Raw genomic sequence first — 24882 nt, 5'->3', positions numbered from 1 at the left:
TAAACCAAAGAATTAAGGTCTTTTTTGAGAGTTTTTAAGGATATTTATGATGTGATCTTTAAGGTTGATTTTTCCAAATATTTTGTGAACTTTATTTGATAAATTCATACTCGTTAAAGCTGAGGCATATCTTTCGCCTTTTCTTGATGGAAGAAACTTAATTTTACTATTAAACATTTTTGCAACTTCAATAATTGTGTGGCTTTGTTTATGAGACACACTGTAGTGTTTACACATATTTTTTTTCCACGCAAAATAACACCCCTCAACTGTATCAAAAACATGTGTAAATCTTCTAGATTGCGATCCAGGTCTAACTATTGTTAATGGCATTTTTTTTTTAAACTGATCCTCAAATATTCCAATCACTGTAGCCATAGAACCTTTTTTTATTTGTCCAGGTCCATACACATTATAAAAATAAATTATTTCATACTTAAAATTAAACCATTTTTTTAAATTTTCTAATAATTCTAAATTTTTAGCTTTAGTAAAAGCATAAGGAGATAAATTTTTATCATCACCTTTATTTCCTATGCTTGCTGATGTGGCTGAATATATAAGTTTAATTTTATTTAAAAGACAAAAATTAAACACTTCATTTGAACCAATCGTATTAGCGTCAATGCAAGTACTCATCTTTAAAAAACTTTGATATATTCTAGAAAATTCTCCAAAGTGAAAAAGTGAATGAATATTTTTTTTATATAAATTTAAAGTTTTAGAAATTTTTTTAGTATCTGATTTTATATATTTTATTCTTTTATCTTTAATTTCATTTTTTTTGTTACCAGTAGAATAATTGTCTAAACTGATGATGTTAAACTTGGTTTTATTTATAAGATATTTGATTAAGTTTGAGCCAATAAAACCTACTCCTCCAGTTACTACTATATAATTTTTTTTCATTTATTAGATTTAGAGAAGTATGATTTTAAAGTTAAATCAAAGCCTTCGTCTAAATCAATTTTGGGTTTCCATCCATAACTTAAGGCTATTGAATTATCTATAATTTTTCTTTGTGTTCCATCTGGTTTAGATTTATCTAAAATAATCTTACATTTAAAATTAATTTTTTTTAAAATAAATTTTGCATATTGAAATATACTTTTGTCATGACCAGTTCCAATATTGATTAAAGAGTCTTTTGTTTTTTTATTTAAAAAATAAATACACGCATCAGCCAAATCATCTACATACATTAATTCTCTTTTGGGTCTTCCTGATCCCCATAATGTTAGTTCATTTTTTTTATTTTTTTTTGCTGTTAAAGCTTTTAAAATTAAAGCTGGGAAAAAATGCGATGTTTTAAGATCATAATTATCATTTGGACCATATAAATTACACGGCATTAAGCATTTATAGTTGGTTTTGTATTGGAAATTATAACTTTCACACATTTTAATACCTGCTATTTTTGCAATAGCATATGGTTCATTTGTTTTTTCTAGTTCTCCAGTTAATAAATATTTTTCTTTAATTGGTTGTTTGGAGTTTTTTGGATAAATGCAGCTAGAGCCTAAAAAAATTAATGATTTTATTTTATTCTTATAACAAGCATGAATAATATTATTTTGAATTGCTAAGTTGTCATAAATAAAATCAGCTTTATATTTATTGTTTGCAAAAATACCCCCTACATGACCTGCAGCATTAATAACTGCATCAATTTTTTTTTTTTGGAAAAAATTAAATACTTCCTTTTGATTTCTTAAATCTAGCTTTTTTTTTGTAACTGATATTATATTTTTATACCCTCGTTCAGTTAGTTTTCTGACTACAGCTGATCCCACTAAACCTTTATGTCCAGTTACGAATACTCTACTTTTATTTTTTACCATTAATGTTTTTAATCTCTTGAGTAACCATGTCTTTTGCTAACGATTGAATATTATAATCTGGTTTCCATTTCAGTTCTTTTCTCGCTTTTCTTGAATCTCCAAGTAAGGAATCTACTTCAGTTGGCCTAAAATATTTTTTATCTATAGATATAATAACTTTACCATTTAAATAGGCCTTTTCATTAATTCCTTTACCTTTCCAATTAATTTTAATTTTTAAAATATGACATATTAAATTTACAAAATATTTGACACTATATTGTTTTCCAGATGCAATAACATAATCCTTTGGTTTTTTTTGTTGAAGCATTTTCCACATGGCTACTACATAGTCTTGAGCATGCCCCCAATCTCTCTTTGAATATAAATTTCCAAGGTAAAGTTTTCCCTTTCCTAATAGAGAGATTTTACAAAGTGAAGATACAATTTTTTTTGTTACAAAAGTTTCACCTCTCAAAGGACTCTCGTGATTAAATAAAATTCCATTACAGGCAAAAATATTATACCCTTCTCTATAATTTACTGTTATCCAGTGTGCATACAATTTTGCAGCAGCATAGGGGCTTCTTGGGTAAAAATTTGTTTTTTCATTTTGAGGCGGCTTTGAAGCACCAAACAATTCTGAAGTTCCAGCTTGATAAAATTTTACTCTATCTTTCATTCCAAGAGTTAATATAGAATCCAGAATTCTTAATGTTCCTAATGCATCAACATTTGCAGTATACTCAGGCACTTCAAATGAAACACCTACGTGAGATTGTGCACCCAGATTATAAATTTCATTAGGATTAATTTTTTTTATTATCTTTAGAACAGATAAAGAATCTGTAAGGTCACCATAATGCAAATAAAAATTTGTTTTGTTGTGTAAATCGTTATAAATATCATCAATTCTTTCAGTATTAAAAGATGAGCTTCTTCTTTTTACACCATGAACAATATAATTTTTTTTTAATAATAATTTTGAAAGATAGGCACCATCTTGTCCTGTAACTCCAAAAATTAAAGCAATTTTTTTCATATATTAAATTTTTAATATTATAATAATCTTATGTTTAAACAAAAAACCTGTATTTGAATAGAGTCAATAGTGCTTTTATTCCATCCATAAAATTAATTTTTTTACCCTCTTCATAACTTCTTCCATAGTACTTAATTGGTATCTCTTTAATTTTAATATTTTTTAGTCCAATTTTTGTTGTAATTTCAGGGCAAAAACTAAAATCTTTTTCCTTAAGTTTAATTTTCAAAAAAATACTACTTTGAAACATCTTGTAACATGTATGAGCATCTGTCAGGTCCTGATTGTTCAAAGTATTGGAGATTATTGTAAGTACATGGTTGTAAAATACTCTCAATATAGATGAAAAATTATGTGTTAAATATCTTTTTTTACCTAGGACTCTTGATCCATAAACGACTTTATTTCCATTATAAATTTCTTTCAAAAGTTTATGATAATCACTTGGTTCATACTCTAAATCACCATCTTGTATTAATACTATATCACCTTGCACTAATTTTTGTGCTGTTTGAATTGCAGCACCTTTTCCTTGATTTTTTTTATGATTTACAAGATGTTTAATTCTTTTTTTATTTTTTTCTAAGATTTCTTTTGTTCCATCGGTAGAAGCATCATTGATCACAATAATTTCTTTTTTCAAATTTCTTAATTTGTAAATCTTATTTAAAAGTTTTTGAATAGTATATTTTTCATTGTATACTGGAATAATAATTGATAATTTTTTATTCAATTTGATCATCCTATGGATATACTTATTTTTTCAATATTAACAAACTTTGTATACTATTGCTCTGGTTATCTTGTGTTATCACGTAGTAAATTTGGTGATAATTCAAATTTTTTCACTTTTTTTATTGGTGCTATAGCTATTTCTTCTGTTGGTTTGTTATTAAATTTCTTTGTACCACTGAGTCAATTAACAAACACTTTAGTTTATATTCTAATAATAATTATATTTTTATTTAAAACTAAATATAATTTTGATAAAAAAATTTTCCTGTTTTTAATTATCTCATCTCTTTTAACATTTTTACTAATAATTAAAAGTAATGTTAATAGACCAGATGCAGGTCTGTACCACTTACCGTATATATCTATACTGAATGAAAATAAAATTTTTTTTGGTTTAAGCAATATTCATTCTAGATTTGCACATGTTTCAATAATACAATATTTGTCAGCTATAAATAATAATTACCTGTTTTTAAACAATGGTATAAGCATTCCGTTAGCGAGCATTGTTTCTTTTTTTTATCTTTACTTTTTTTTTGATGTGTGGACAATTATAAAAAATAAAGAACATATCAATATTAGTAAAATTTTTTCATTATTTATTTTAATTTATATTTCATTTAAAATTACAAGGTATAGCAGCTTTGGAAATGATGCCGTAGCACATTTATCTTATTTTTATTTAATATCTTGTATTTTAAAAAATACTTTAAAAGAAGTAAATTTTAGTAAGATATTATTAATATCAGTTTTTATATTTATAAATAAACCAATGCTAGGATTGGTTTTTTTAATACCTTCAACAATTTTTTTAATAAAAAACAATTTTAAATTCATTAAAATATTCAATTCAATCTTTTCTTTACCAATTTTATTACTAAGTATCTGGTTAATTAAAAATATCATCATAAGTGGATGTACTATTTATCCAATTAAACAGTCATGTATAGAAAAACTACCATGGACAAATATTCAACAAATTAAAGCTTCACAAATAGAAGGACAAGCTTGGTCTAAAGCCTGGCCTGACAGAGACAATAAAAAAATATCAATGCAAGAATTTAGTAATGATTTTAATTGGGTAAATGCATGGGGAAAAAAACATATGAAATATATATTAAATATAATTACTCCATACATTGTAGTTTTATTATTAATTATAATATTTATAAAAAATCAAACCAAAGATCGCAGAGCATCTAAAAATAAAGATGTAGACTTTCTAATAAGACTTTGGTTATCAATACTCACTAGTCTAATTGGAACTTTTTCTTTTTTTCTTATATTTCCTATTTATAGATACGGGTATTCTTATTTAATTACATTAATTGCACTATTATTTATAATGATAATTAAAAATAATACCAAGAATATAAAAAATGTATTTATTTTTAAGTTTTTTTTAATTTTATCAGTTATTGCTTTCACAGCCAAACAATCACAAAAATTATCTATTAATAATGAAAATGATAAATGGCCTAATATCTATACACTTGATCCAAGTAAAATAAAAAAAATAAACACAAAACAAAAAATTAAAATAAAAGATAACTTTTTTTATTATTATGCAGAAGATGGTGATGGATTATGTATGTACAGTAGTTCCCTTTGCACATCATACGTAATAAATAAAAATATTAAACATATTAAGAAGTTTACGTATTCAATTTTTGTAATTAATTAGTTTTTTAAAAAAAAATAATTGAAAGATTTATATTAATTTGTTTCTCTCATTAAAATATTTTTTATTAAGTATTTTTTTTTTGGCAAAAAAACCTGGAATTTTAATAAAAAATTTATATATCAAAATAAGTGGAATAAAAAACTTAAATCTTTTATAAAGAATTTTGATATCTTCTTTTAATTTTATAAAAAAATACTTTTTTGAATTACTCAAACCTTGATCTTCCATATAAATAAAAAAATTATCAAAATATTTTCCTTTAAAATTTTGACAAAGTTTAAAAAGATAATCCATATCAGCTGAAATTTTAAATTTTTCGTCATAAAAAATTTTTTTTGATATATGTTTTGTTACACATAGTGAAGTATGAGCTATTTTTAAAAAATTTAACTTATCATTATTTTTTGAAGGTATCTTCCAGACTCTTGAGATATTTTTATTCTCTTGATTGTAAAATAAAATATTAGAAAAATAAAAATCATAATTCTTATTCTTATCTATAAATTTTGATAATAAATTTAATGAGTGTTTTGAATAGAAAAAATCACCTGAATGCAGGACTATAAGGTATTCACCTTTTGCTTTTTTAAAAGATTTATTAAGAGCATCATAAACACCTTTATCATTTTCTCTAAAATATAGTATTTTTTTATTTGATATTTTTTTTAGGAATTCACTTGTTCCATCTGTTGACTTTCCATCAAAGATAATGTGCTCATAATCTTTAAATGATTGATTTTTTAAACTTTTAATTGTTAATCCTATTTTAGATATTTCATTTTTTACAACTGTAATAATACTAAATTTCATTTAATTATATGTTGTTACAATATATGAAATAATTTAATATTAAATAAATGTTATTGTTTATTTTAATAGGTGTTAATTTTATAAAAATTATTGTTAGTATTAATTTTTGAAATATCTATAGCTGGTAAGTCAAATAATATAATTAATGAATTTGTTTTTTTTAATAAATGAATTTTTTTATACTCAAGGAAAATTGTTTTTTTTGGAAACATTTCATATTCAATAATATTATAATAAAATGTATGAAAGCCTGCTACTGAATTATTAGTATAATCAGAATAATCTTCTTTGTGTATGACAATCACATCATCAAAGTTATTTTTAAAATCACTTAATATGCTTATTTTTTCTCTATTTTTTTTAAAATTGTAATTTGATAAATCACTGTAATATATTTTATCTGTTACAAAAAAACCCAAAGTTTTTTTTGGTGTTACAATAAATAAACTAAATAGCAGAAATATCATAAGATGATTTTTATGAATTAATTTATTATAAAACGTAACTATCGAAATTAAAAAAAGAAACTTAGCTAAGATCATAATTCCAATATACCTAGGAACTGCTAATAGGTGTAAATTCTCTAACTCAATTTTTAAAATCAAAATTATTATCATATAAGTGACAATAATTAGTATAGTACTTATTATTATAAATTTTTTATATTTAAATTTAAAAAACATAAATAATAATAATAAAACAACATAAAAGATTATTGGTATTTGAAATTCAAATAATTTGTATGTTGTTGAAAATATTATTTGAAAAATACCATTTAGTGTTACTCCAAAGTGTGAAAAATAAATTGGGGCAAGAAAAAAATCTATTAATTTTTTTGTCAATACATCTGAATAAAATAAAATTTCAAAATAAAAACTAATAATTAAAGGATAATTATGTTTTAAGTATGGAAGTAAGAATATAAAGATTAATAATCCAGAAATTATGAAAGTTAATATAAATAAGCCTATTCCAGTTCTATTTTTATTATAAAAATTTAAAAAAAATAAACCTAAACATAAATAAAATATAAAAATTGCATATATTGGTGCACTTCTATTTAATAAAAGAATTGTAAAAAAGATAAATAAAAAATTGATTTCTTTTAAAGAATTTCCATCTTTAAACATGTAATAAGTTTTTTTTAACAAACATGCATAAAAAACTGATAATATAGGATCAGAATATATGGATAGAAATCCAAAACTTAAATTATTCAACAATAAATAATAAACCGTAAATAAAAAAAATTTTTCAAAAAAAATTAATTTTCTATCATAAAATAAGTAATAAAATCCTGAAATTAATATTAAATTATTAGAAAAAATAATATTTCCTTCGTTATATTCAAAAAAGATAAATAAATTTCGAAATAAATTTAATCCATCTGGGTGATGTTTAAAATTAAACCCATCTATGTTTTGTGTTAAATTCTTTAAAGCAACACCCCAATATGAGAATTCATCTTGATCCAGGTAGTATCTATCTTTACTTAGAATAAAAATTAATAAAAAAATAAATAGAAATTCTAAATTTAATTTTTTATTAATTTTGGAATTATTCTTTATTATAATTGGTAAAAATAGAAAAGCTGATAATAATATAATTAAGAAGGTATAATTTAAAATTGTTAAGTTAAAATAAATATTTAATTTAAATAGAAAGTAATTAAATATTATTATTGAACAAATTGTAATTAAGAATGTTTCATTCAATCTAGTTCTAAAAATTAAATTTATAAAATTTGAATAACTAAATAAAATAAATGCTATACTTAAAATTAATAAATAATTCATTAGGTAAAGTTAATTATATAAAATTATATCTGACTACTTTTGTTTGATTTGTCGTACACTATAAATAAAAAATCCTAATAAATAAAAAAAAATTGAGGCATTAAAGGTTGTAAAAAATGAACCAGATGGCTTGAATGGAAACAATATTGCCAATAATAAACTGCCCACACCAAACAGTAAAAAATTATTATCTTTGTTTTTCCTTGCTTTTAAAATTTTAAGAAAAATTATTAGTATAAAAATTATATAAAATAGAAAACCTATAATTCCATTTTCACTCAAAAATTCCATCATATAATTATGAGGATGTGATGAACACGCTCTATAGTTTTTATAGTAATGGTTTCTTTTAATCGTATCTTTATCTATTATAGTTTCTCCACATTTAAATCTAAAACTTTTATATCCATGTCCCACTAAAGGTTTTTTTAAAAATAATTCAAATGCTGCTTGATAATGATAACCCCATGGGTTATTTTTAATTTTTTCAACCAAACTTGCTTTTTTTTCTACATTTAAAAAATTTAAGAAATTTACATATCTTGTCTTTATAGAAAAAGAATTAAGTGAAAGAGCAAACAAGATTATAAAAAAAATAAAGTTGGAAATTAAAATACTACGTATTTTTATTTTTTTTTGAAATAAATAATATAAAAATATGCAAATTAGAAATATTAATAGTGCATTTCTTTCCCCCGTTAAAAGAATGATTATAAATAAAAATAAGACAAATGTGTTTTGGATAATCTTATTTAAAGTCTTCTCTTTAAATATATTATTATCTTTAATTAAAAATAGAGTTAACAATCCTATTTGACTGATAAAACCACCTGCTATCAGCTCTGATCCAAATACTCCTGAAAATCTTACACAATTTTTTAGATTCTTGTCACACATCTCTGGCAATAATCCAAAAATATTTTTACCAAAATTGTATTGATAAAAAATATCTAAACCTATTAAGATTATTAGGATAGAATTTAAATAAATAAATAAAGATAAACTTTTTTTTGTGATATTTCTTAAAGTAATAAATACACCAAAAGTTAATAATAAATACCTATAATTTCCTAAAGATTTAATTAAAAGTTCAATACTGTAGAATTGAAACAATGAATTAATAAAAATAAATGCTAAAAAAATTATTATGAATTTAGCAAAATAGTCTTTAAAAAAAAAATAATCTTTTTTTTTAATAATTAATAATATTGAAATTATACCTATAATAACTAACGTTATATTAATCGCAGCACTTTTTAAAACAATTATTAAAGGAAAAATTAAAATAAAAAAATGTAGAATTTTTTGTATATTATTTAAATTTATAAACTTCATTATTTAATTATTTTTAAAAAGATTAATTAATCTATCTCTTTCTCATAAATTAAGTAAGCCATAACTATTATAAAAATTATAAAACCACCATTAAAATAACCAGCTCCCCGAAATAGTAATTGTGTGAAAATATTTGGTAATAAAAAAATTTTATATTTTAGGTCAATTTTTTTTGAAAAAATAAATTTTAATACTAAATAAACTAAAAAAATTGAAAAAATTCCAAACTCCACAATGATTTTCATTAAATTGTTAGATGCATCTTGAATGTTTAATTTCTTGGTGAGTTCGTAACTAGTAGTCACATTATCAATAAATTTGTTATGCGCAATTTCATAATTATTTAAACCGACACCTAGAGGATATTTAAATATAGAAATAAATGTTATTTTTACAGATGTAAGCCAAACATCAGATGATAGATTTTTATGAACAATAATTTTTTTATCATTCTCAACTTTTTTAAGTTCATTAGTATTTATGTTTTTTTTATTATATAACATGTTTTTGATTGGCTCAAGCACAGATTGAATTTTAGCTAAATACAATTTATTATTTAAAGTTATGTTGGAGCAAATAATCAAAGTCAACATCAAGTAAATCAAGTATTTTCTATTAATATACTTCCAGAAAAATACCAATATAAATAAAGAATTAAATATTAGTCCCACAACAAGTGTAAGAGAATAATTAAGAAAACAAATTAATAGAAAAATTAGAAATAATATAAATTTGATTTTTTTATTATTTATTGAGCTCAAATATAGAGTGTATAAAATTACTGAACTAGACATCATTCCTAAATGTGAATTTTCTAAAAAAAAAAATTTAAATAAACTAAAACAGCCTAATAAACAATGAGTATAAAGAATGTTATGCTCATAAAAATAGTAAAGAGAAGTAAGTACAGACGATAAAATAAATAAAATAAAAAATAAATTTATTTGATCTGAAATTGTACTTAAAAAAATTTTATAATATTGTCCCAAGATTTTAATAAGTAAAATTAAGTAAAATAATATAAATAAACTTTCTAAAATTTGATTTTTCTCAATAAATAATAATTTATGTATGAATAAAATTGAACATAGTAAAATTATAATAAAGTCTCCTTTATTAAATTTATTATTATAAATGATCGGTATAATTAATAATGCAATTAAATGTCTGGCTTCAATTAAATTAAATTTTATGGACCATAAATAGATTGAGCAAACAAATAAATATATAAAAAAAAAATTATATAAAAAAAAATTATTTTTTTGTAAAAACATAATTTTGCATGACTAGAATATCAATATTGCTTTTTGTAAATGTTTCGTAAGCAGTTAATGGATCATTATTAATTGGTTCGTTAATATTTAAAGAAGTATTTAAAAGCACAGGTACATTTGTCAATTTTTTAAATTCAATTAATAATTCATATATCTTGGGATTTTGATTATTATTCACAGTTTGTACTCTAGATGTGCCGTCTACATGAACAACTCCTGGAATTTCATTCTTGGCTTTTTCTTTTGCCTTAAATACAAATGCCATATAAGGCGATGGAAATTTTTGATAAAAATAATCTTTGTAACTTTCTTCTAATACAATTGGTGCGAAGGGTCTAAAATTTTCTCTTTTTTTTATTTTTTCATTAATTATTTCTTTTATTTTTTTATTCATAGGATTAGCAAGTAACGATCTATTCCCCAAAGCTCTTGGTCCAAATTCAGATTTGTCTTGAAACCATGCAACTAATTTATTTTCAGATATTTTCTTTGCAATAAAGGATGAAATATCTGAAAAGTTTTTATAATATTTAAAAATTATAGTATTTGAATTTTCAAGATTTTTTTCCTTAATAACCTCCCTCTCAATATACTCATTGCTATAATTATTTCCAAGATATGGAGTTTCTAAAGGAACATTTTTGAAATATTTTCTTTCCTTTATCAAATATAAAGAGGCTCCTAAACCACCACCCATATCACCAACAAATGGTGAGATAAAAATATTTTCAAACAATTCAAGATCATGAATTTTACCATTTAAAATTGAGTTAAAAAAACATCCTCCAGATAAAACCAAATTTTTTTTTTTATATTTTTTATGTAAATATGAAATTTTAAATATAATTATTTCTTCAAGTATTTTTTGAACTGAGGATGCCAAATCTTTGTGATATTTTTCAATTTTAGAGTTTAGAATACGCTGACTTCCAAAAAGTTCTATAAATTTATGATTAAAAAAATTTGAAAAAATTGGTAATCCCTCATCTGAATTAAAATTCAATATATTTTTATGATGATTAAAATATTTTAAATTTAATTTAAAATTACCACAATTATCATAACTTATTACTTTCTTTACTCTATTTATATATTTTGGATCACCATAAGATGATAATCCCATTACCTTATATTCGTCTCCATAATTTTGAAATCCTAAATATTGAGTAAATGTTTGATATAATATTCCAAGAGAATTGGGATAAATTACTTTTTCAATAATATTAACTGAATTATTTTCCAAAAGATAACTCTCAGAAGTTGAAAAATCTCCAGAACCATCAACAGTTAATCCGATTGCGTCATCTAATCCAGATATAAAATAGCTAGACGATATATGTGAAATATGATGAGGTACATACATTATTTTAGCATTAATTTTTTTATTAAGTGCTTCTTCCAAAATATTTTTTATATTATTTTTTTTTTTAAAGAAATTATTTTATTTAAAATTGAAAAATTAAAGTTTTTAAGACTAAAAAGAGCTTTTTGAAAGAAATTATATTTTGAATTATAATTTACAGCTATTATATCTACTTCTGAAATATTTATATCTGATGAGTCTAAACAATGTTGAATTGCGTTTATAGGTAACCCTGAAAAGTGTTTTATTTTTGTAAATCTTTCCTCTTCAATAGCAGAAATTATTTTTTCATTTACAATTAGTACAGCTGATGTATCTGCATGAAATATATTCAAACCTAAAATAATCATGATTTTTTAATTGGATTTATTTTGTCTAAGATAAAGTTGTATATTCTAAATTGTGAGAAAGCAAAAATTATGGATAAAAAATAAATTAAGGTATTAAATGGTAAATATCCAAAATGTATCATTCTAAAAACAAATAAATATGAAATTAAAGCTGAAAGTATAAAATTATTATATGAATATCTATATGAAAATTTTTCAAGATAAGCTCCTATTATACCCAACACAAAACAAGATAAAAATACAAAAAATTTTGATCCTGAAATTGATTGATAAGAAATAAACCCAGGCAAAATGATGTGATTGGTATTTATTGTACGGGTTTTTGATTTATCTTGATTCAAAAAATATTTTTCATAGTAGCTTTTTTCATCTAATACTTTTTTTTCTTTCAAAAAAAAAGTGTAATAATTTAAGTTAAGGTGCTCTTTTTTACTCATAACTGCCATCATTGAATCTATACCAACCCATCTAGCAAATGATAGAGATGAAAATTTACTTAATGTGCCTGAAATTTTATTACTTAAAAGTTTTTTTTGAGAAGCTAGACAATTTCTAGAAAAAAATATTTTTTCGCTTTTGTCAATATTTTGATAATTTACAACACAATTTCTTAATTTAGTCGTAATATTGATATTTAAAAAAATTAATATTATTGCAAAAATTAACAAGCTTAAAACAATTGAAATTTTTATTCTTACATTATTTCTAAATAAATGAAAAAATGATATAAAAAGTATTCCCACATTAAACACAAAAGCTCTACTTAATATTGATATATTTGAAAAGAAACTTTCTAGTAGGAATAAAACAGAAGTAATCTTATAATTTTTTTTTTTTACCAAATCATAATATATAAAACAACATGCAAAAGAAGAAAATCCCATTAATAACAACCATTTAAAAATAACTATTAAAAAATTTGAAGAAAAATTAGATGAAATTCCTTTCTGATAAATTTCAAAATATAAATTAAAAAAATTTATTGAGACAAATGTAATTATATAAATAAATAGAATTTTAAACTTATATTTCTCATAAAAAAACCATATATTATTTTTTAATAAATTTTTTTCAAAAGGGTAAAAAAAAATATATTTCTTTCTCACTATGCTTGCAAAAATAAAACCAAGAATACCACATGTAGAAAAGATAATAGCTTCGTTATAAACATCTTTTGAAAAAATATTATACGAAGAATTTTCTGGAAACAAATTGACCTCGTAACCAAAACTTAAAAGCACATATGGGATTCCTAACTTAAAAGGAAATCCAAGCCACACAAATATTGATAAAAATTTTTCAAAAAATATAGTTTTAAAATAAAAAGAATAAAAGATCAAAAAAAAGGATGATAGATAAAATAATAATGCATAAAACTTATTAATATCTAGGTTTGTGACTACAAAAAAATAGAGACTAATGTTTAAAAATAAATTTAAAAAATTGAGATAAATTTGATCTTTAATTTTAATCATCATACTTTATTTTACTATAATATATATAATAAACTAAAGAAAAGATTGAAGATGTAAAAAATAATATAGAAAAAAAATAACTACCAAATAAAAAATATACAATTATCAAAGATAAAATATTTAGTATGGCATATATTATGTCCAGTTGGAAAAGTATTTTTCTTTTTAATTTTTTTACATTAATAATTTTAATTCTTTTAGTTATAGCAAAGATCATAATTAAACTGCCTATAAGAGAAAATAGTGAAGTCATATAAAAAAAATTCGATAAGATTATATTATTTAATGAGTCAACTCTATTTACAAAAATATAATACAATACGTATAAAATAACAAAATAATATATTATTGATATTCCCTTAAATAAATTTTTTTTTATACTTTGAGTTTCTAATGCCATACCAATTGTATTACTATAGAGTGATGATGGAAAAGACATAATAGCAAACACTGAAAAAAGAATTCCAGAAAATTCTTTTTCGAGTAATAAAAAAAAAGATATTCTCCAAATTAAATTTACTAAATTTATACTGATTGTTGATAAAAGTTTATAATCAATTTTTTTTTGAATCTTAAGATTTTTAAAAATGTATAAAAAATTAATTTTATGTATATAAATAAATTTTAAAGTTAAAAAAACTATTGTGATTATGGCTATATATAATAAATTTTTACTAGGGAAAAATATATAATAAGTAAAAAATATATATAAAATGATCAAAAAAATTAAATTTTCAATTATTTTTTTTGTATTATAATTTATCTCATAAGTAGTAATCCTTAATTCATTAATCCACATAAACTTCGTTAAGATTATTATTAAAGTAAGAAAAAGAATATCTTCACTTTTGGCAAAATAATTTATAAAAAAAAAATATATAATTAAAACCAAAGTTGCATATATAATTCTTTGTTTTAAAAAAACTTTGTAAAAGTTATGTCTTTTATCACTTAACAATAGTGTTCTGTAGTTTGAAGATAATGACTCTTTAAAAAAAATAAGTGGAGCTAATACAAAAGTAATTTCTGAAATTAAAATAAAATCTCCTTTAAGGAGAAATAAAAATATAAAAAATTGATAAAAATAATTATTTAATAAAATATTAATCAACTCTAATAAAAATGTTTTTGATTTCATTTATTTTTTAATTAATTAAATTGTAATCATATATTGCAATTATTAATTTTAATATAAATAATTATTATTCATTTCGTTTTAGTTAAAATAAAATCTTTGGTAATTATTTTTTAGACCTCCAAATGTGATTAGAAAAATTCGTAAAGAACCCACTTATTTAATTGATGGGCATTTCATTTTATTTCATACTCAGTTTTACTATTTTCACTCGATTATGTCTCAAATCACAAATTTTTTTTGTTTAATTTTCATGTCTTTTTTTAATTTGTATTTTAGACAATTTAAAAGATTTATAATCATTTTTAAACTTGATTTTGTTTAAATAATTTATCTTGTATTAATTAATTTTAGCAATAATTATTTATTAGAAAAAATTTACTTTGAAACATTTGATAAAAACTTAATTTTAGGAATTTATAGCACCCCCGTATTAATCCTAAGTGTTTTACTACTTATTAATAATAATTTATATTAACTTTATATTCTAAAATTTATTGTATATTGATAAAATTAAACATGATGAAAATTATAAAATCTAAAATAATAAAAATTACAAAAGGCAAAAATCTTAGAATTATTAGCCCTGTAAATATTTACGAGGCTGAATTTGGAAAAGATTGTTTTGTTGGGCCGTTCACCGAGATTCAAAAAAATGTCAAAATTGGCAGTAACACCAAAATACAGTCACATTCGTTTATATGTGAATTAGTATCAATTGGTGAAAATTGTTTTATTGGACATGGTGTTATATTTATTAACGATAAATTCAAGAATGGTGAGCCAGCTCTTGGGAATAAAACAAAATGGAGAGAAACACAAATAGGTTCAAATGTTTACATAGGTAGCAATTCAACGATACTTCCTGTAAAAATTTGTTCAAATGTTGTTGTAGGTGCTGGTTCTGTTGTTACAAAAAATATAACAAAACCAGGAAAATATGCAGGCAATCCAGCAAGAAAACTTAAATGAATATTTATATATATTTTTTTGCTTCTTCATTAATGTTAATATTATTTTATACAGTCTCCAAAAAAGTATCAAAATTTACATCCTTATATAAAAAAAATAATGATGATACTCCTTTGGTTGGAGGACTTGGCATCTATTTTTTTTTTCTTTAGGACTAATTAATCTTTATAGTTTAAATAATGAATTAATTATTGAAAATTTATATTTGTTGATAACTATTTCTGGAATTTTTCTTATAGGGATAATTGATGATATCTTGGATCTAAATTATATAATTAGGCTTGTATGTATATATTTAATACTAATAATTTTTCTGAAATTTGATAATGAATTTGTGGTTTATCAATTATATTTTGAAACTTTTGAAAAAGACTACATGCTTGGGCAACTTTCACTTTATATAACAGCATTATTTATAATTCTTTTTATAAACAGTATGAATATGGCCGATGGAATTAATGGAAACTCAAGTATAATTTTTTTATCTTATATTTTTATTTTATATGAAGCTGATAATATTTTAAATAATTTTTTATTCCTAATTATAATACCATTAATTATTTTTTTAATTTTTAACATTAAAAATAAAATATACATGGGAGACTCTGGTATATATTTATTATCAACATTTATAGCTCTTTATACTATCCATAAATACAAATATGCTCCAAATTCTCTATCATCTGAAAAAATATTTATGGCATTTATGATTCCTGGAATAGATATGTTAAGATTATTTTGTGTTAGAATTTATAACAAAAAAAATCCTTTCAAAGGTGATCGTAACCACTTACATCATATACTTACAAATAAACTTAGTATTAATAAATCGTTACTAATTTACTTAATATTAATATTATGGCCAAATTTAATATATAGTTTTTTTGAAGTTCAATCTTACTATCTCATTATTATCAACATTTTAGTTTATTCACTTTTAATTATATTGTTTAAGCATAACAAAAAATTATTTATTAAATTTTAAATTTGTGAATTGTATTAAAAATTTTTTGGTATTGTTTTTTTGAATTATGAAATTTAAAATTTTTTAAAGCAAATTTTCGTGATTTATCTGAATATTTTTTTATCTCCAAATCGTTAATATTTTTTATAAAATTAATAATTTTATCAATATCTGATATTTTAAAACTTTGACCTAGATTTTTTAACAATTCAGTTGCACCACCATTTTTAAAACTAATTACTAAATTTCCAGAAGATAAGGCTTCTAAAATTGTTAAAGGAAGGTTGTCAATTATGGATGTACATAAATAAATGTCTGATAGAGAATAAATTTCAGATGTGTCATTATTTGATAAAAATTTAAAGTGTTTATAATTTTCAAAATAATCCAAGTTTTTATTTACATTACCTATCGATAAAAAATAAAAATTATCATTCTTAGATAATTTTGTTAAAATTTTTTTAAAATAATGGTATCCTTTTCTTTTATCATCTACATCCTGAGCTGAAAAAAGAATTATTTTTTTATCTAAAGGTAAATTATATTTTTTTCTTAAATTAAATTTATTTCTAGGTTTAAAAACCTTAGTATCAATCGGGTAATACTTTGAAAGAAATATTTTGTTTTTTAAATGTGGATATAAATCAACAGCTTTATTTAACATCCATTTGTTGTGAGCAATAAAAAAAATATTTTTTTTATTGATTAAATTCTTTTTCTTTTCCCAGCAAACCCTATCTAAAAAACTTAATATATTTCTTTTTTTTTCAAAGTAGTGCTCAGTACTATTTAAGAACCACAAGTCGTGAAGACTAATTACAATTTTTTCATCAAACTTATCTATTTCTGAAAGTGATATCATCGATCTGTTTATCCAATGTAAATTAATTATATCTGGTTTATAAAATTTTATTTTTTTATATATAAAGGTATTAAAAATATTTAGTGATTGATGATATTTTTTTTTATTAAAAAAAAAAATTAAAGATTTTTCAATAAGTCTTAAAATAAAAATTTGAATTTTATTAAAAATATTATAAATAACAATTGATTTTTTATGTTTGCTGTAAGCTGTTAAAAAAAAAATATTTTTTTTTTTAACGATTTAAAAATTGAATAGGCTGCCATAGAGGCACCACCTTTAAAATCACTAAAAGAGACAAAAACTACTTTCACTTTATAAATAAATTAATATTTGACTTATACCAGTCACAAATAATTGAAATATCATTTATTAAATTTCTTTTAACTTTCCAGTTTAATCTTTTTAACTTAGTACAATTAATCTTATAAATCTTATCATTAAACGGACGGTCTTGAACAAACTTTATATTGGATTTAAAATCTTTGTTTAAATTCTTAGCTATAATTTTAACTATATCTTTAACTTTGTAATGCCTATCTGAAGATATATTGTAAATTTCATTTAATTTACCATTTTCAATTATCTTAATCACACCATCACAAAAATCATCTACTGAAAGGTAGTGTCTATAATTATTACCATCTCCATGAATTGGCATTTTTTTTTTAGTTAACAAACAAAAAATTGTTTTTGGAATTAATTTTTCAGGATACTGTCTAATGCCGTAAATATTATTAGCCCTTAAAGTGCTTATATTCATATTATAAGATTTTTTGTATGCATTAACTATCATATCAGCAGCAGCTTTAGATGCAGAATATGGATTTGTAGGATTTAAAAATTGTTTTTCTTTAAAAGGTATGCCAAGATTTTCACCATAAACTTCATCAGTACTTACATGAATAATTCTGTTAACTTTTTGTTTTCTACACGCTTCTAAAAAAATATGTGTACCCAGAGTGTTAGTTTTAGTAAAAATTAAAGAATTCCCAAAAGAATTATCTACATGACTTTCTGCAGCTACATTTATAGCTAAATCTACGTTCTTTAAATTTTTTTGCAATAATTTGAAATCTAATAGATCACCTTTTACAAACTTCACCTTTTTTGTTCTAATTATTTTATTTAGATACTTTTTATTAGCTGCATAAGTTATCTTGTCATAAAGAATAAATTTGGTATTACTGTATATTTCAAAAAGATGCTCAGATAAATGGGAGCCTATAAAACCAGCAGCGCCTGTAATTAATATTTTACGCATATTTTAATTTTTTTCCTAAATTTTGAGAATAGTTAAGTAATTTTTTTTTTTCTCTTTTAATTTTGTCACATTAAATAACTTCTTATTATCTAGCAGATAACTCTTGTCAGCTTTATTTTTGTATTTAAATACAATTTCTCCTTTTCCGTAACCTTTTATTATTTCACTTGCAATGATTTCTGGATTTAATGGTATGCCAGAAGATAAATTAAATATGCCTGTTTTTTTTTTCTTATCAAAAAATCTAAATTTTTAACAAAAAAATCATCAGTAAAAAAATCTTTAAAGATTTTTTTCCTCAAATCAATTACAACAGTCTTTTTCTTTTTTAAATTATTTAGTAAAAAACTTGTGAAAAGATGTTTTTTTGATAAATCAAAATTTAATAATGTGCCAAGTCTAAGTACCAAAAGATTTTTCGTAATTTTTTTCTTTAGTTTTTTTTCAATTTTAAGTTTATTTTTTCCATAAAAGTTCATCGGTTTGCATTTATGCTTCTCACTGAATGGCATTTTCATGTTATGTTGGTATACAAATCTTGTTGAAATCATAACATAATTTGTATTTATATTTATCTTATCAGTTATTTTACTATCAATATCTAATGACGTGTCATATTTTTCAAATTTTAATTTGGGGTTTATAGCAAAATTTATTACACAAGAATAATTTTTGAAATTCACCTTGTTTAATTCTTTATGTGAAATATATTTAGTTTTTTTTATTTTTGTTTTTGTTTTGTAAACTTTAGCTAAGGTACTGTTTTTTCCAATAACTAAAATTTTCACTTTAAGTTTTAATATTTTAATTTTCTATTTGGTGAATATGCTGATTTTCCAATACACAAATCTACTACTAGTAATAAAATATATAAATGAAATACTTCAATTATATTATAAGACTTAGAATTTATCCAAATATTTATTCCCTTATGATTTATTTTTTTTAAAGGATTATTTTTATCTTTTGCAGTCAGAGTTATAAATCTTATTTTTCTTTGCTTTAGATACCTTGCAGCTTTCAAATGATTTTTTGAACTTCCTGAAGAGGAGACAAGCACAACAATATCTTTTTTATCAACATATATTTTTAATGCAGATTCTATCCATTCCTCGTAACTATAATCATTTGATAAACAGGTTATTAAATCTGCATCATTAAAATTTATAGCTCTGATACCTGCATTTTTACTTAAATCAACTGATACATGACTAGCTATGGCTGCGCTTCCTCCATTACCAGCTATAATTACTTTACCTTTCGATTTTGAAGTTTTTTGAAATTCATTTTTAATTTTAATTATTTCATCAGAATTATTTTTAATGTTATTTAAGATAAAGTCTGTTTCTTCAAAATACTTTTGCAAGAATGTGTTATTGTTCATATTATATGATTTATTAAAGTTGAAAATACCATAAACATCTCTATAAACAAGTTTAATAATGATTAAAAGCCTTAATGGCTCTTCTAATAAAGTTAAATGGGTTTGAGATAAGTTTACTGATGATAAAAACTATGCGATGGGGATATAAGTAATTTTTTCCTTTATAATGTCTATCAAAAACAAAATTATCTTTTTTTAAATCAGGTTTTATAAATTTTGGATGTTTAATATTTCTTTCAATTTTTTTTATTTTATAAATATCATTAATATTTCTAAAAATACTATTTGTTGAATTAGATCCATAACCAATGTTTTTTACTAAGTTTTTTTTTGGTATAATAGTCAATCCTTTATTTTTCCAAACAGACAATGTCCAAGGGTATGCCCAACTATTAAATTTTCCTTTATAACATTTATCAAAAATTTTATTCCAATATTTATTTTCAATTATGTTATTATTTATACTTATCCAGTCTAAAGAATTTTTGAATTTTGGCCAAAATTTTATGTTGGGTTCATTTTTTTTCCATGCTCTTCTCCATGTTGCCCATCCCCAACAATGAGGATATTTAGAAAAATAATATGAATTATTTACTTTTTGAAAATTTTGTAAATAATTGCTGCCACTTATACAGAATACCTTCTTATTTTTTTCATATTTTTTTAGTAGAATTTTTGATAACCAAAAAAAATCAGGTGAAGGTATGCAGTCATCTTCTAATATTATTCCATACTTTTCTTTTTTAAAAAACCAGTTTATAGATTGAGTTATAGAATTTTTACATCCATAATTTTTTTGGTTGTATCTTTTATAAATTTTACAATTCCAATCTACTTTTTTAAATATATTTCTAACTTTTTCACAACGCTCTAAATCATTGAGATTATTTTCTTTTGGACCATCAGCAGCTATATAAATAATCTTTGGTTTAATTTTTTTTATTCTATTAAATAAAATTTTGGTTACTTCTGGTCTATTATAAACAAGTATCAACAATGGTGTTTTCATTGAATTTTGACTAAAGATTTATTTTTAACTTCAAATATTTTGTTACAATCATTAAATAATTCTTTTTTATGAGAAATAATAATCATTGTTTTTAGATTTTTAAGTCCTTTAACAATATTCATAAAATCTATCTCGTTCCTTTTGTCTAATGAACTGGTTGCCTCATCGAGTATTAATAACTCTGAATTTTTATATAAAGTTCTTGCAATTGATACTCTTTGCATCTGCCCACCAGAGAGAGAGATTCCTCTATCACCTGCTTTGCTATAAATCCCCTCGCTTAAATTATTAACGAAGTCTAAAGAGGAGATATTAAGTACTTTTTTTAGCTTATCTTCATCAATATCCTCATCGTTTTCACCAAAAGCTATATTATTTTTAATAGTATCATCTAGTAAATAAGTATTTTGAGTAACATAACCAATTAAATCACTAAAATTAAACTCATTATTTTCAATTTTTTTTCCATTTATTAACAATTCTCCACCGTTGATCTTTAATAAGCCAGATATTATATCAACAAGTGTTGATTTTCCCGATCCACTTTCTCCATAGATGCCTATAAAGTCATTTTTTTCTATTTTAAAATTTAAATCTTTAAAAATATACTCATTTAAGTATTTAAAATTTCCATTTTTAATTTCTAGAGATTGGAAATTTTTATTTTTTTGTTTTTTTTGATTCGTATCCGTATCAGATACTTTTATCAAATCGTTATAGATATTATCTATGGTTGGGTAGTAGTATCTTATAGATTGTAAAGAAATATATAATTTGTTTATACTTGGTAGTAATCTAACAAAAATTGCAAATAAAAAAGCTATTGTAATTAGAATTTCTGATACATCATTACTAAAACTTAGTACAAAAACAATAAACGTGAAAAAAACTATGGATAGAAACTCAATAATATTTCTTTGAGACTCAGATATTGTATTAAATATTACAGTGATATCTATAATTTTTTTTAGCCTACTTAAAAAAATATTTAAAAAAAAATCTTGTTTATTAAAGATTTTAACTTCTCTAATTCCATGTAAACTTTGAATTACATCTTTTTGAATTTTATTTTGATAAGATAATCTTTTTTTTCCTAATTGTTTTATTTTTTTTCCAAAAATTAAAACAAATATTCCAATAGTAATGGCTATAAAGCCAAATATAAGAAAAAAAGTACTTCTGTCAAAAAAGAAAATAAAAGTTAGGAATACTAATATCGTAAAAGACTCAAGGGTAAATACTATCAAAGGATTTAAAACTGAGGTTATAAGTAGCTCAACTTCTCTATTAATAGTATTAACCATTCTAGAAGTATTTATCTTTATAAATTTAGAATATGGCATGTTAATATAATTTCGCATAATTTCCTTAGAAGTAGAAAAGTGAAATCTTTTTAAAAGAACATTTTTATAAAAGTTTAAAATAACGACAATTAAAGTTTTAAAACTAAAAATAACAAAAATAATAATTAAACTAAATTTTAATGGGTCATCAAAATTATATATATTTATTTTTTCAATTATAAGATTAAAAAAATAATTATTTGATACTTTAATTTCAGTTGCCACAACTAAAAAGGGCATTAAAGCACCAACACTTAACAATTCGATAATACTTAAACAAAACATTACAAGTGATAAAATTATAAAATCTCCCTTTTGTTTTTCTAATAAATTTCGTATTTTATTTATATTCATATTGATTTGATTATTATGATAAAAAATAACATAATAGATTTATGAAAAAAAAAATTTTTTGCTTTGACCTTGATAATACCATTTGTAACACAATAGATAGCAATTATGACAAATCTACTCCAATAATTCCAGTAATAAAGTTAATAAATCATCTGTATAGAGAAAAACATAAAATTATAATTTTTACAGCAAGATATATGGGCAGAAATAGAGAAAACTCTAAAATAGTTTATAAAAAATATTATGAAAAAACCTACAATCAAATAAAAAAATGGAATTTAAAATTTGATAAATTAATAATGGGGAAACCAACTTACGATATAATTGTTGATGATAAGAGTTTTAATTTTAAAAAAAATTGGGTAAAAAATTTTGAAAAAAAATTTTTATGATAAAACGTTTAATAATTTTATTAATACATCAGATTTTCTAAAGTTCCATGTCTTTAATTTTATTTTATTGTAAAACATTTTGTTTGGGCTTTTATCATATATATATGTCATATAAACCCACTCTAGGATTTGTTTTTTATTAGGTTTATAATTAATTTTTTTTTGTAATGCTCTATTTATTAGTTTGAAATATTCTTTTTTTGTATTGGCTGTTCTGACAAAATTATAATTAATAGTAGAATTTTCGCCAGCAGATATTGGAATTATATCGTGATATGCTAACTCATGTAAAACTGTGCCCATAACAGTTAAACCGAAAAGTGGTCTCTTATTAAAAATAATTTTATTTGAAAAATTTTTATTTAACCAAATAAATTCTGGATAATTTATTTTGAGTTTATTTATTAAAGATAAACTTGCTTCCTTACTATCTGGATGTGGTTTAATTGCTATTTGATGTGAAATGTTTTTTTTTTGAAAAAACTCTAATGTTTTTGTAATCCATTCTTCAAAATCTATAAAAATACATCTACCTCTTGATGTAGGGCTATCAACAAAACAATGTAAAAAAACTGTTCCTAAAATATCTGGTAAATAACCATTTTTATTTTTATATGGACTTAAAGGCATAAAATTTTCTTGTGGTATAATTTTTCCTTTAAATTTATTTTTTAATAGTAATTTTGCTTCATTATATTTTTTAATTTTATTTTTTTCTTTTTTAAATAGTGATTTATATTTCATAAAATTGTAAAGATGAAAATATCTTGAAACAGGAGCAAAATGAGGACCTGCTGTCCACATAAAATTAAATATTTGTGATTTCTGTCTTTTATATTTTCTTACCAAAAGACCATGATAAATGTATGCAAGTTGATTTGTGTAAATTTCATTAAAAATTAACTTTTTTTTATTAATTTTTTCAAGACTATGTAGCGTCTTAGCTAATACCTCTATTAAAAATATATCTTTTAAATTTACAGTTGTTCTGTTGTTGAATCTTAAATAAGTATCATAAACTAAGTCTCCAACTAAAATCCCATTAATTTTTAGATTTTGAAGATCTTTCTTTGTTTTAACTTTTGAAATAAGAATTTTTTCTGCTTTGTTTAAATAGTTTATTTCATTAACAATATTGTAGTTATTTAATGTTATAAAATTTTTACTAAAATTATTGTAAATTTTTTTCCACTTTTTATTCCTTAAAAATAGTATGAAATAATTAAGATAAAATTTAAATATAAAAATAAAAATATTTTTTTTATGGTTAGATCTATGCCAACTTAATAGAGGCAAAAAAAAAAAATATTTTTATTATTGAAATGATTATCTTTAATTAAACTAGCTATAAAACATATTGTTTTATAATCTTCAGTACCGTTAATTAGTATATTTTTTTTATTATTAGGTTTAATATTAATATTTTTAAAGCTATAATTATTTATAAAATTTTTTTCTCTACTATCTAAAAAAAAAGTATTTTTTATTTTTTTATATAATTTATTTATCATTTTAGTAT

General features: G+C 21.7%; 24 protein-coding genes. 5 read left to right on the top strand and 19 right to left on the bottom strand.

The window, feature by feature from the left end; genetic code table 11:
* Positions 1-12: 12 nt before the first annotated feature.
* The 4 genes from AC5SL4_RS00920 to AC5SL4_RS00905 are packed head-to-tail and all read right to left on the bottom strand — an operon-like array spanning position 13 to position 3604.
* Positions 13-909, bottom strand: coding sequence for an NAD-dependent epimerase/dehydratase family protein (locus tag AC5SL4_RS00920; protein WP_494587419.1), 897 nt, complete (start codon positions 907-909; stop codon positions 13-15).
* On the bottom strand, positions 906-1841 hold the full coding sequence (locus AC5SL4_RS00915) for a GDP-L-fucose synthase family protein (protein WP_494587418.1): 936 nt from the start codon (positions 1839-1841) through the stop codon (positions 906-908). The genes AC5SL4_RS00920 and AC5SL4_RS00915 overlap by 4 nt, the downstream gene beginning before the upstream one ends.
* Positions 1828-2862, bottom strand: a complete 1035-nt coding sequence (gmd, locus tag AC5SL4_RS00910; RefSeq protein WP_494587416.1) for a GDP-mannose 4,6-dehydratase — start codon at positions 2860-2862, stop codon at positions 1828-1830. Before gmd ends, AC5SL4_RS00915 begins: the two co-directional genes overlap by 14 nt.
* A gap of 34 nt (positions 2863-2896) precedes the next feature.
* Positions 2897-3604 (bottom strand): glycosyltransferase family 2 protein, encoded by a 708-nt coding sequence (locus AC5SL4_RS00905; RefSeq protein ID WP_027306736.1) that lies wholly within the window; start codon positions 3602-3604, stop codon positions 2897-2899.
* A 3-nt stretch (positions 3605-3607) separates the two neighbouring features.
* Between AC5SL4_RS00905 and AC5SL4_RS00900 the strand changes: the two genes are divergently transcribed.
* Entirely contained in the window at positions 3608-5281 is a 1674-nt protein-coding gene (locus tag AC5SL4_RS00900; RefSeq protein ID WP_494587415.1) for an LIC_10190 family membrane protein, read from the top strand.
* A gap of 27 nt (positions 5282-5308) precedes the next feature.
* Here the strand turns inward: AC5SL4_RS00900 and AC5SL4_RS00895 are convergent, their stop codons facing one another.
* The 7 genes from AC5SL4_RS00895 to AC5SL4_RS00865 all read right to left on the bottom strand — a co-directional run bounded on the left by AC5SL4_RS00895 (position 5309) and on the right by AC5SL4_RS00865 (position 13684).
* Positions 5309-6091 carry a glycosyltransferase gene (locus tag AC5SL4_RS00895; RefSeq protein ID WP_494587414.1) on the bottom strand — a complete coding sequence of 261 codons (783 nt, stop codon included), beginning with the start codon at positions 6089-6091 and terminating at the stop codon, positions 5309-5311.
* A gap of 62 nt (positions 6092-6153) precedes the next feature.
* Entirely contained in the window at positions 6154-7887 is a 1734-nt protein-coding gene (locus AC5SL4_RS00890) for a hypothetical protein (RefSeq protein WP_494587413.1), read from the bottom strand.
* 33 nt (positions 7888-7920) lie between these two features.
* Positions 7921-9222 (bottom strand): O-antigen ligase family protein, encoded by a 1302-nt coding sequence (locus AC5SL4_RS00885; protein ID WP_494587412.1) that lies wholly within the window; start codon positions 9220-9222, stop codon positions 7921-7923.
* A gap of 26 nt (positions 9223-9248) precedes the next feature.
* Positions 9249-10016: an O-antigen ligase family protein gene (locus AC5SL4_RS00880; protein WP_494587411.1), complete on the bottom strand. Its 768-nt coding sequence runs from the start codon at positions 10014-10016 to the stop codon at positions 9249-9251.
* 460 nt (positions 10017-10476) lie between these two features.
* Positions 10477-11898 (bottom strand): carbamoyltransferase family protein, encoded by a 1422-nt coding sequence (locus tag AC5SL4_RS00875; protein ID WP_494587410.1) that lies wholly within the window; start codon positions 11896-11898, stop codon positions 10477-10479.
* An 8-nt stretch (positions 11899-11906) separates the two neighbouring features.
* Positions 11907-12209 (bottom strand): carbamoyltransferase N-terminal domain-containing protein, encoded by a 303-nt coding sequence (locus AC5SL4_RS00870; protein WP_494587409.1) that lies wholly within the window; start codon positions 12207-12209, stop codon positions 11907-11909.
* Positions 12206-13684: a hypothetical protein gene (locus tag AC5SL4_RS00865; RefSeq protein ID WP_494587408.1), complete on the bottom strand. Its 1479-nt coding sequence runs from the start codon at positions 13682-13684 to the stop codon at positions 12206-12208. The genes AC5SL4_RS00870 and AC5SL4_RS00865 overlap by 4 nt, the downstream gene beginning before the upstream one ends.
* A 1657-nt stretch (positions 13685-15341) precedes the next feature.
* On the opposite strand from AC5SL4_RS00865, the gene AC5SL4_RS00860 reads away from it, so the two are divergent.
* Genes AC5SL4_RS00860 through AC5SL4_RS00850 form a run of 3 tightly spaced genes read left to right on the top strand, consistent with a single transcriptional unit; the run spans position 15342 to position 16776 of the window.
* Positions 15342-15791, top strand: coding sequence for an acyltransferase (locus AC5SL4_RS00860; RefSeq protein ID WP_494587407.1), 450 nt, complete (start codon positions 15342-15344; stop codon positions 15789-15791).
* Positions 15788-15943 carry a hypothetical protein gene (locus tag AC5SL4_RS00855; protein WP_494587406.1) on the top strand — a complete coding sequence of 52 codons (156 nt, stop codon included), beginning with the start codon at positions 15788-15790 and terminating at the stop codon, positions 15941-15943. The genes AC5SL4_RS00860 and AC5SL4_RS00855 overlap by 4 nt, the downstream gene beginning before the upstream one ends.
* Positions 15944-15996: 53 nt before the next feature.
* On the top strand, positions 15997-16776 hold the full coding sequence (locus AC5SL4_RS00850; RefSeq protein WP_494587405.1) for an MraY family glycosyltransferase: 780 nt from the start codon (positions 15997-15999) through the stop codon (positions 16774-16776).
* Here AC5SL4_RS00850 and AC5SL4_RS00845 read toward each other — a convergent pair.
* The 6 genes from AC5SL4_RS00845 to AC5SL4_RS00820 form a co-directional block, all read right to left on the bottom strand.
* Positions 16766-17617 (bottom strand): glycosyltransferase, encoded by an 852-nt coding sequence (locus AC5SL4_RS00845; protein ID WP_494587404.1) that lies wholly within the window; start codon positions 17615-17617, stop codon positions 16766-16768. The two genes, AC5SL4_RS00850 and AC5SL4_RS00845, sit on opposite strands and share 11 nt — an antisense overlap.
* Positions 17618-17927: 310 nt before the next feature.
* Positions 17928-18881 carry a GDP-mannose 4,6-dehydratase gene (locus tag AC5SL4_RS00840; protein WP_494587403.1) on the bottom strand — a complete coding sequence of 318 codons (954 nt, stop codon included), beginning with the start codon at positions 18879-18881 and terminating at the stop codon, positions 17928-17930.
* Between the two features lie 185 nt (positions 18882-19066).
* Positions 19067-19669 carry a sugar nucleotide-binding protein gene (locus AC5SL4_RS00835; protein WP_494587402.1) on the bottom strand — a complete coding sequence of 201 codons (603 nt, stop codon included), beginning with the start codon at positions 19667-19669 and terminating at the stop codon, positions 19067-19069.
* Positions 19670-19677: 8 nt separating this feature from the next.
* The gene (locus AC5SL4_RS00830; protein WP_494587401.1) at positions 19678-20265 is read right to left on the bottom strand and encodes an SIS domain-containing protein; all 588 of its coding nucleotides are present in this window, start codon (positions 20263-20265) and stop codon (positions 19678-19680) included.
* Between the two features lie 52 nt (positions 20266-20317).
* The gene (locus AC5SL4_RS00825) at positions 20318-21274 is read right to left on the bottom strand and encodes a glycosyltransferase family 2 protein (RefSeq protein WP_494587400.1); all 957 of its coding nucleotides are present in this window, start codon (positions 21272-21274) and stop codon (positions 20318-20320) included.
* Complete coding sequence (locus AC5SL4_RS00820; RefSeq protein ID WP_494587399.1) at positions 21271-22971, bottom strand: ATP-binding cassette domain-containing protein; 1701 nt, start codon at positions 22969-22971, stop codon at positions 21271-21273. The genes AC5SL4_RS00825 and AC5SL4_RS00820 overlap by 4 nt, the downstream gene beginning before the upstream one ends.
* Positions 22972-23012: 41 nt before the next feature.
* Between AC5SL4_RS00820 and AC5SL4_RS00815 the strand changes: the two genes are divergently transcribed.
* Positions 23013-23363, top strand: coding sequence for a phosphoheptose isomerase (locus tag AC5SL4_RS00815; protein ID WP_494587398.1), 351 nt, complete (start codon positions 23013-23015; stop codon positions 23361-23363).
* On the opposite strand, the gene AC5SL4_RS00810 is transcribed toward AC5SL4_RS00815, so the two are convergent.
* Positions 23358-24659: a hypothetical protein gene (locus AC5SL4_RS00810; RefSeq protein WP_494587397.1), complete on the bottom strand. Its 1302-nt coding sequence runs from the start codon at positions 24657-24659 to the stop codon at positions 23358-23360. The genes AC5SL4_RS00815 and AC5SL4_RS00810 overlap by 6 nt on opposite strands.
* Positions 24647-24874, bottom strand: coding sequence for a hypothetical protein (locus AC5SL4_RS00805; protein WP_494587396.1), 228 nt, complete (start codon positions 24872-24874; stop codon positions 24647-24649). Before AC5SL4_RS00805 ends, AC5SL4_RS00810 begins: the two co-directional genes overlap by 13 nt.
* Positions 24875-24882: the final 8 nt, after the last annotated feature.

The organism is Candidatus Pelagibacter sp. PS_02 (genome assembly GCF_059418065.1).
The sequence above is the reverse complement of the archived record's forward strand: the minus strand, read 5'-3'. Positions and strand labels throughout refer to the sequence as shown.

Coding starts and splice junctions, on each gene's coding strand:
- AC5SL4_RS00880 (WP_494587411.1), bottom strand. CDS start 10,016: ATGTCTAGTTCAGTAATTTTATACACTCTATATTTGAGCTCAATAAAT.
- AC5SL4_RS00865 (WP_494587408.1), bottom strand. CDS start 13,684: ATGATTAAAATTAAAGATCAAATTTATCTCAATTTTTTAAATTTATTT.
- AC5SL4_RS00885 (WP_494587412.1), bottom strand. CDS start 9,222: ATGAAGTTTATAAATTTAAATAATATACAAAAAATTCTACATTTTTTT.
- AC5SL4_RS00845 (WP_494587404.1), bottom strand. CDS start 17,617: ATGATATCACTTTCAGAAATAGATAAGTTTGATGAAAAAATTGTAATT.
- AC5SL4_RS00820 (WP_494587399.1), bottom strand. CDS start 22,971: ATGAATATAAATAAAATACGAAATTTATTAGAAAAACAAAAGGGAGAT.
- AC5SL4_RS00920 (WP_494587419.1), bottom strand. CDS start 909: ATGAAAAAAAATTATATAGTAGTAACTGGAGGAGTAGGTTTTATTGGC.
- gmd (WP_494587416.1), bottom strand. CDS start 2,862: ATGAAAAAAATTGCTTTAATTTTTGGAGTTACAGGACAAGATGGTGCC.
- AC5SL4_RS00870 (WP_494587409.1), bottom strand. CDS start 12,209: ATGATTATTTTAGGTTTGAATATATTTCATGCAGATACATCAGCTGTA.
- AC5SL4_RS00815 (WP_494587398.1), top strand. CDS start 23,013: ATGAAAAAAAAAATTTTTTGCTTTGACCTTGATAATACCATTTGTAAC.
- AC5SL4_RS00905 (WP_027306736.1), bottom strand. CDS start 3,604: ATGATCAAATTGAATAAAAAATTATCAATTATTATTCCAGTATACAAT.
- AC5SL4_RS00830 (WP_494587401.1), bottom strand. CDS start 20,265: ATGAACAATAACACATTCTTGCAAAAGTATTTTGAAGAAACAGACTTT.
- AC5SL4_RS00825 (WP_494587400.1), bottom strand. CDS start 21,274: ATGAAAACACCATTGTTGATACTTGTTTATAATAGACCAGAAGTAACC.
- AC5SL4_RS00895 (WP_494587414.1), bottom strand. CDS start 6,091: ATGAAATTTAGTATTATTACAGTTGTAAAAAATGAAATATCTAAAATA.
- AC5SL4_RS00890 (WP_494587413.1), bottom strand. CDS start 7,887: ATGAATTATTTATTAATTTTAAGTATAGCATTTATTTTATTTAGTTAT.
- AC5SL4_RS00860 (WP_494587407.1), top strand. CDS start 15,342: ATGAAAATTATAAAATCTAAAATAATAAAAATTACAAAAGGCAAAAAT.
- AC5SL4_RS00805 (WP_494587396.1), bottom strand. CDS start 24,874: ATGATAAATAAATTATATAAAAAAATAAAAAATACTTTTTTTTTAGAT.
- AC5SL4_RS00840 (WP_494587403.1), bottom strand. CDS start 18,881: ATGCGTAAAATATTAATTACAGGCGCTGCTGGTTTTATAGGCTCCCAT.
- AC5SL4_RS00855 (WP_494587406.1), top strand. CDS start 15,788: ATGAATATTTATATATATTTTTTTGCTTCTTCATTAATGTTAATATTA.
- AC5SL4_RS00900 (WP_494587415.1), top strand. CDS start 3,608: ATGGATATACTTATTTTTTCAATATTAACAAACTTTGTATACTATTGC.
- AC5SL4_RS00915 (WP_494587418.1), bottom strand. CDS start 1,841: ATGGTAAAAAATAAAAGTAGAGTATTCGTAACTGGACATAAAGGTTTA.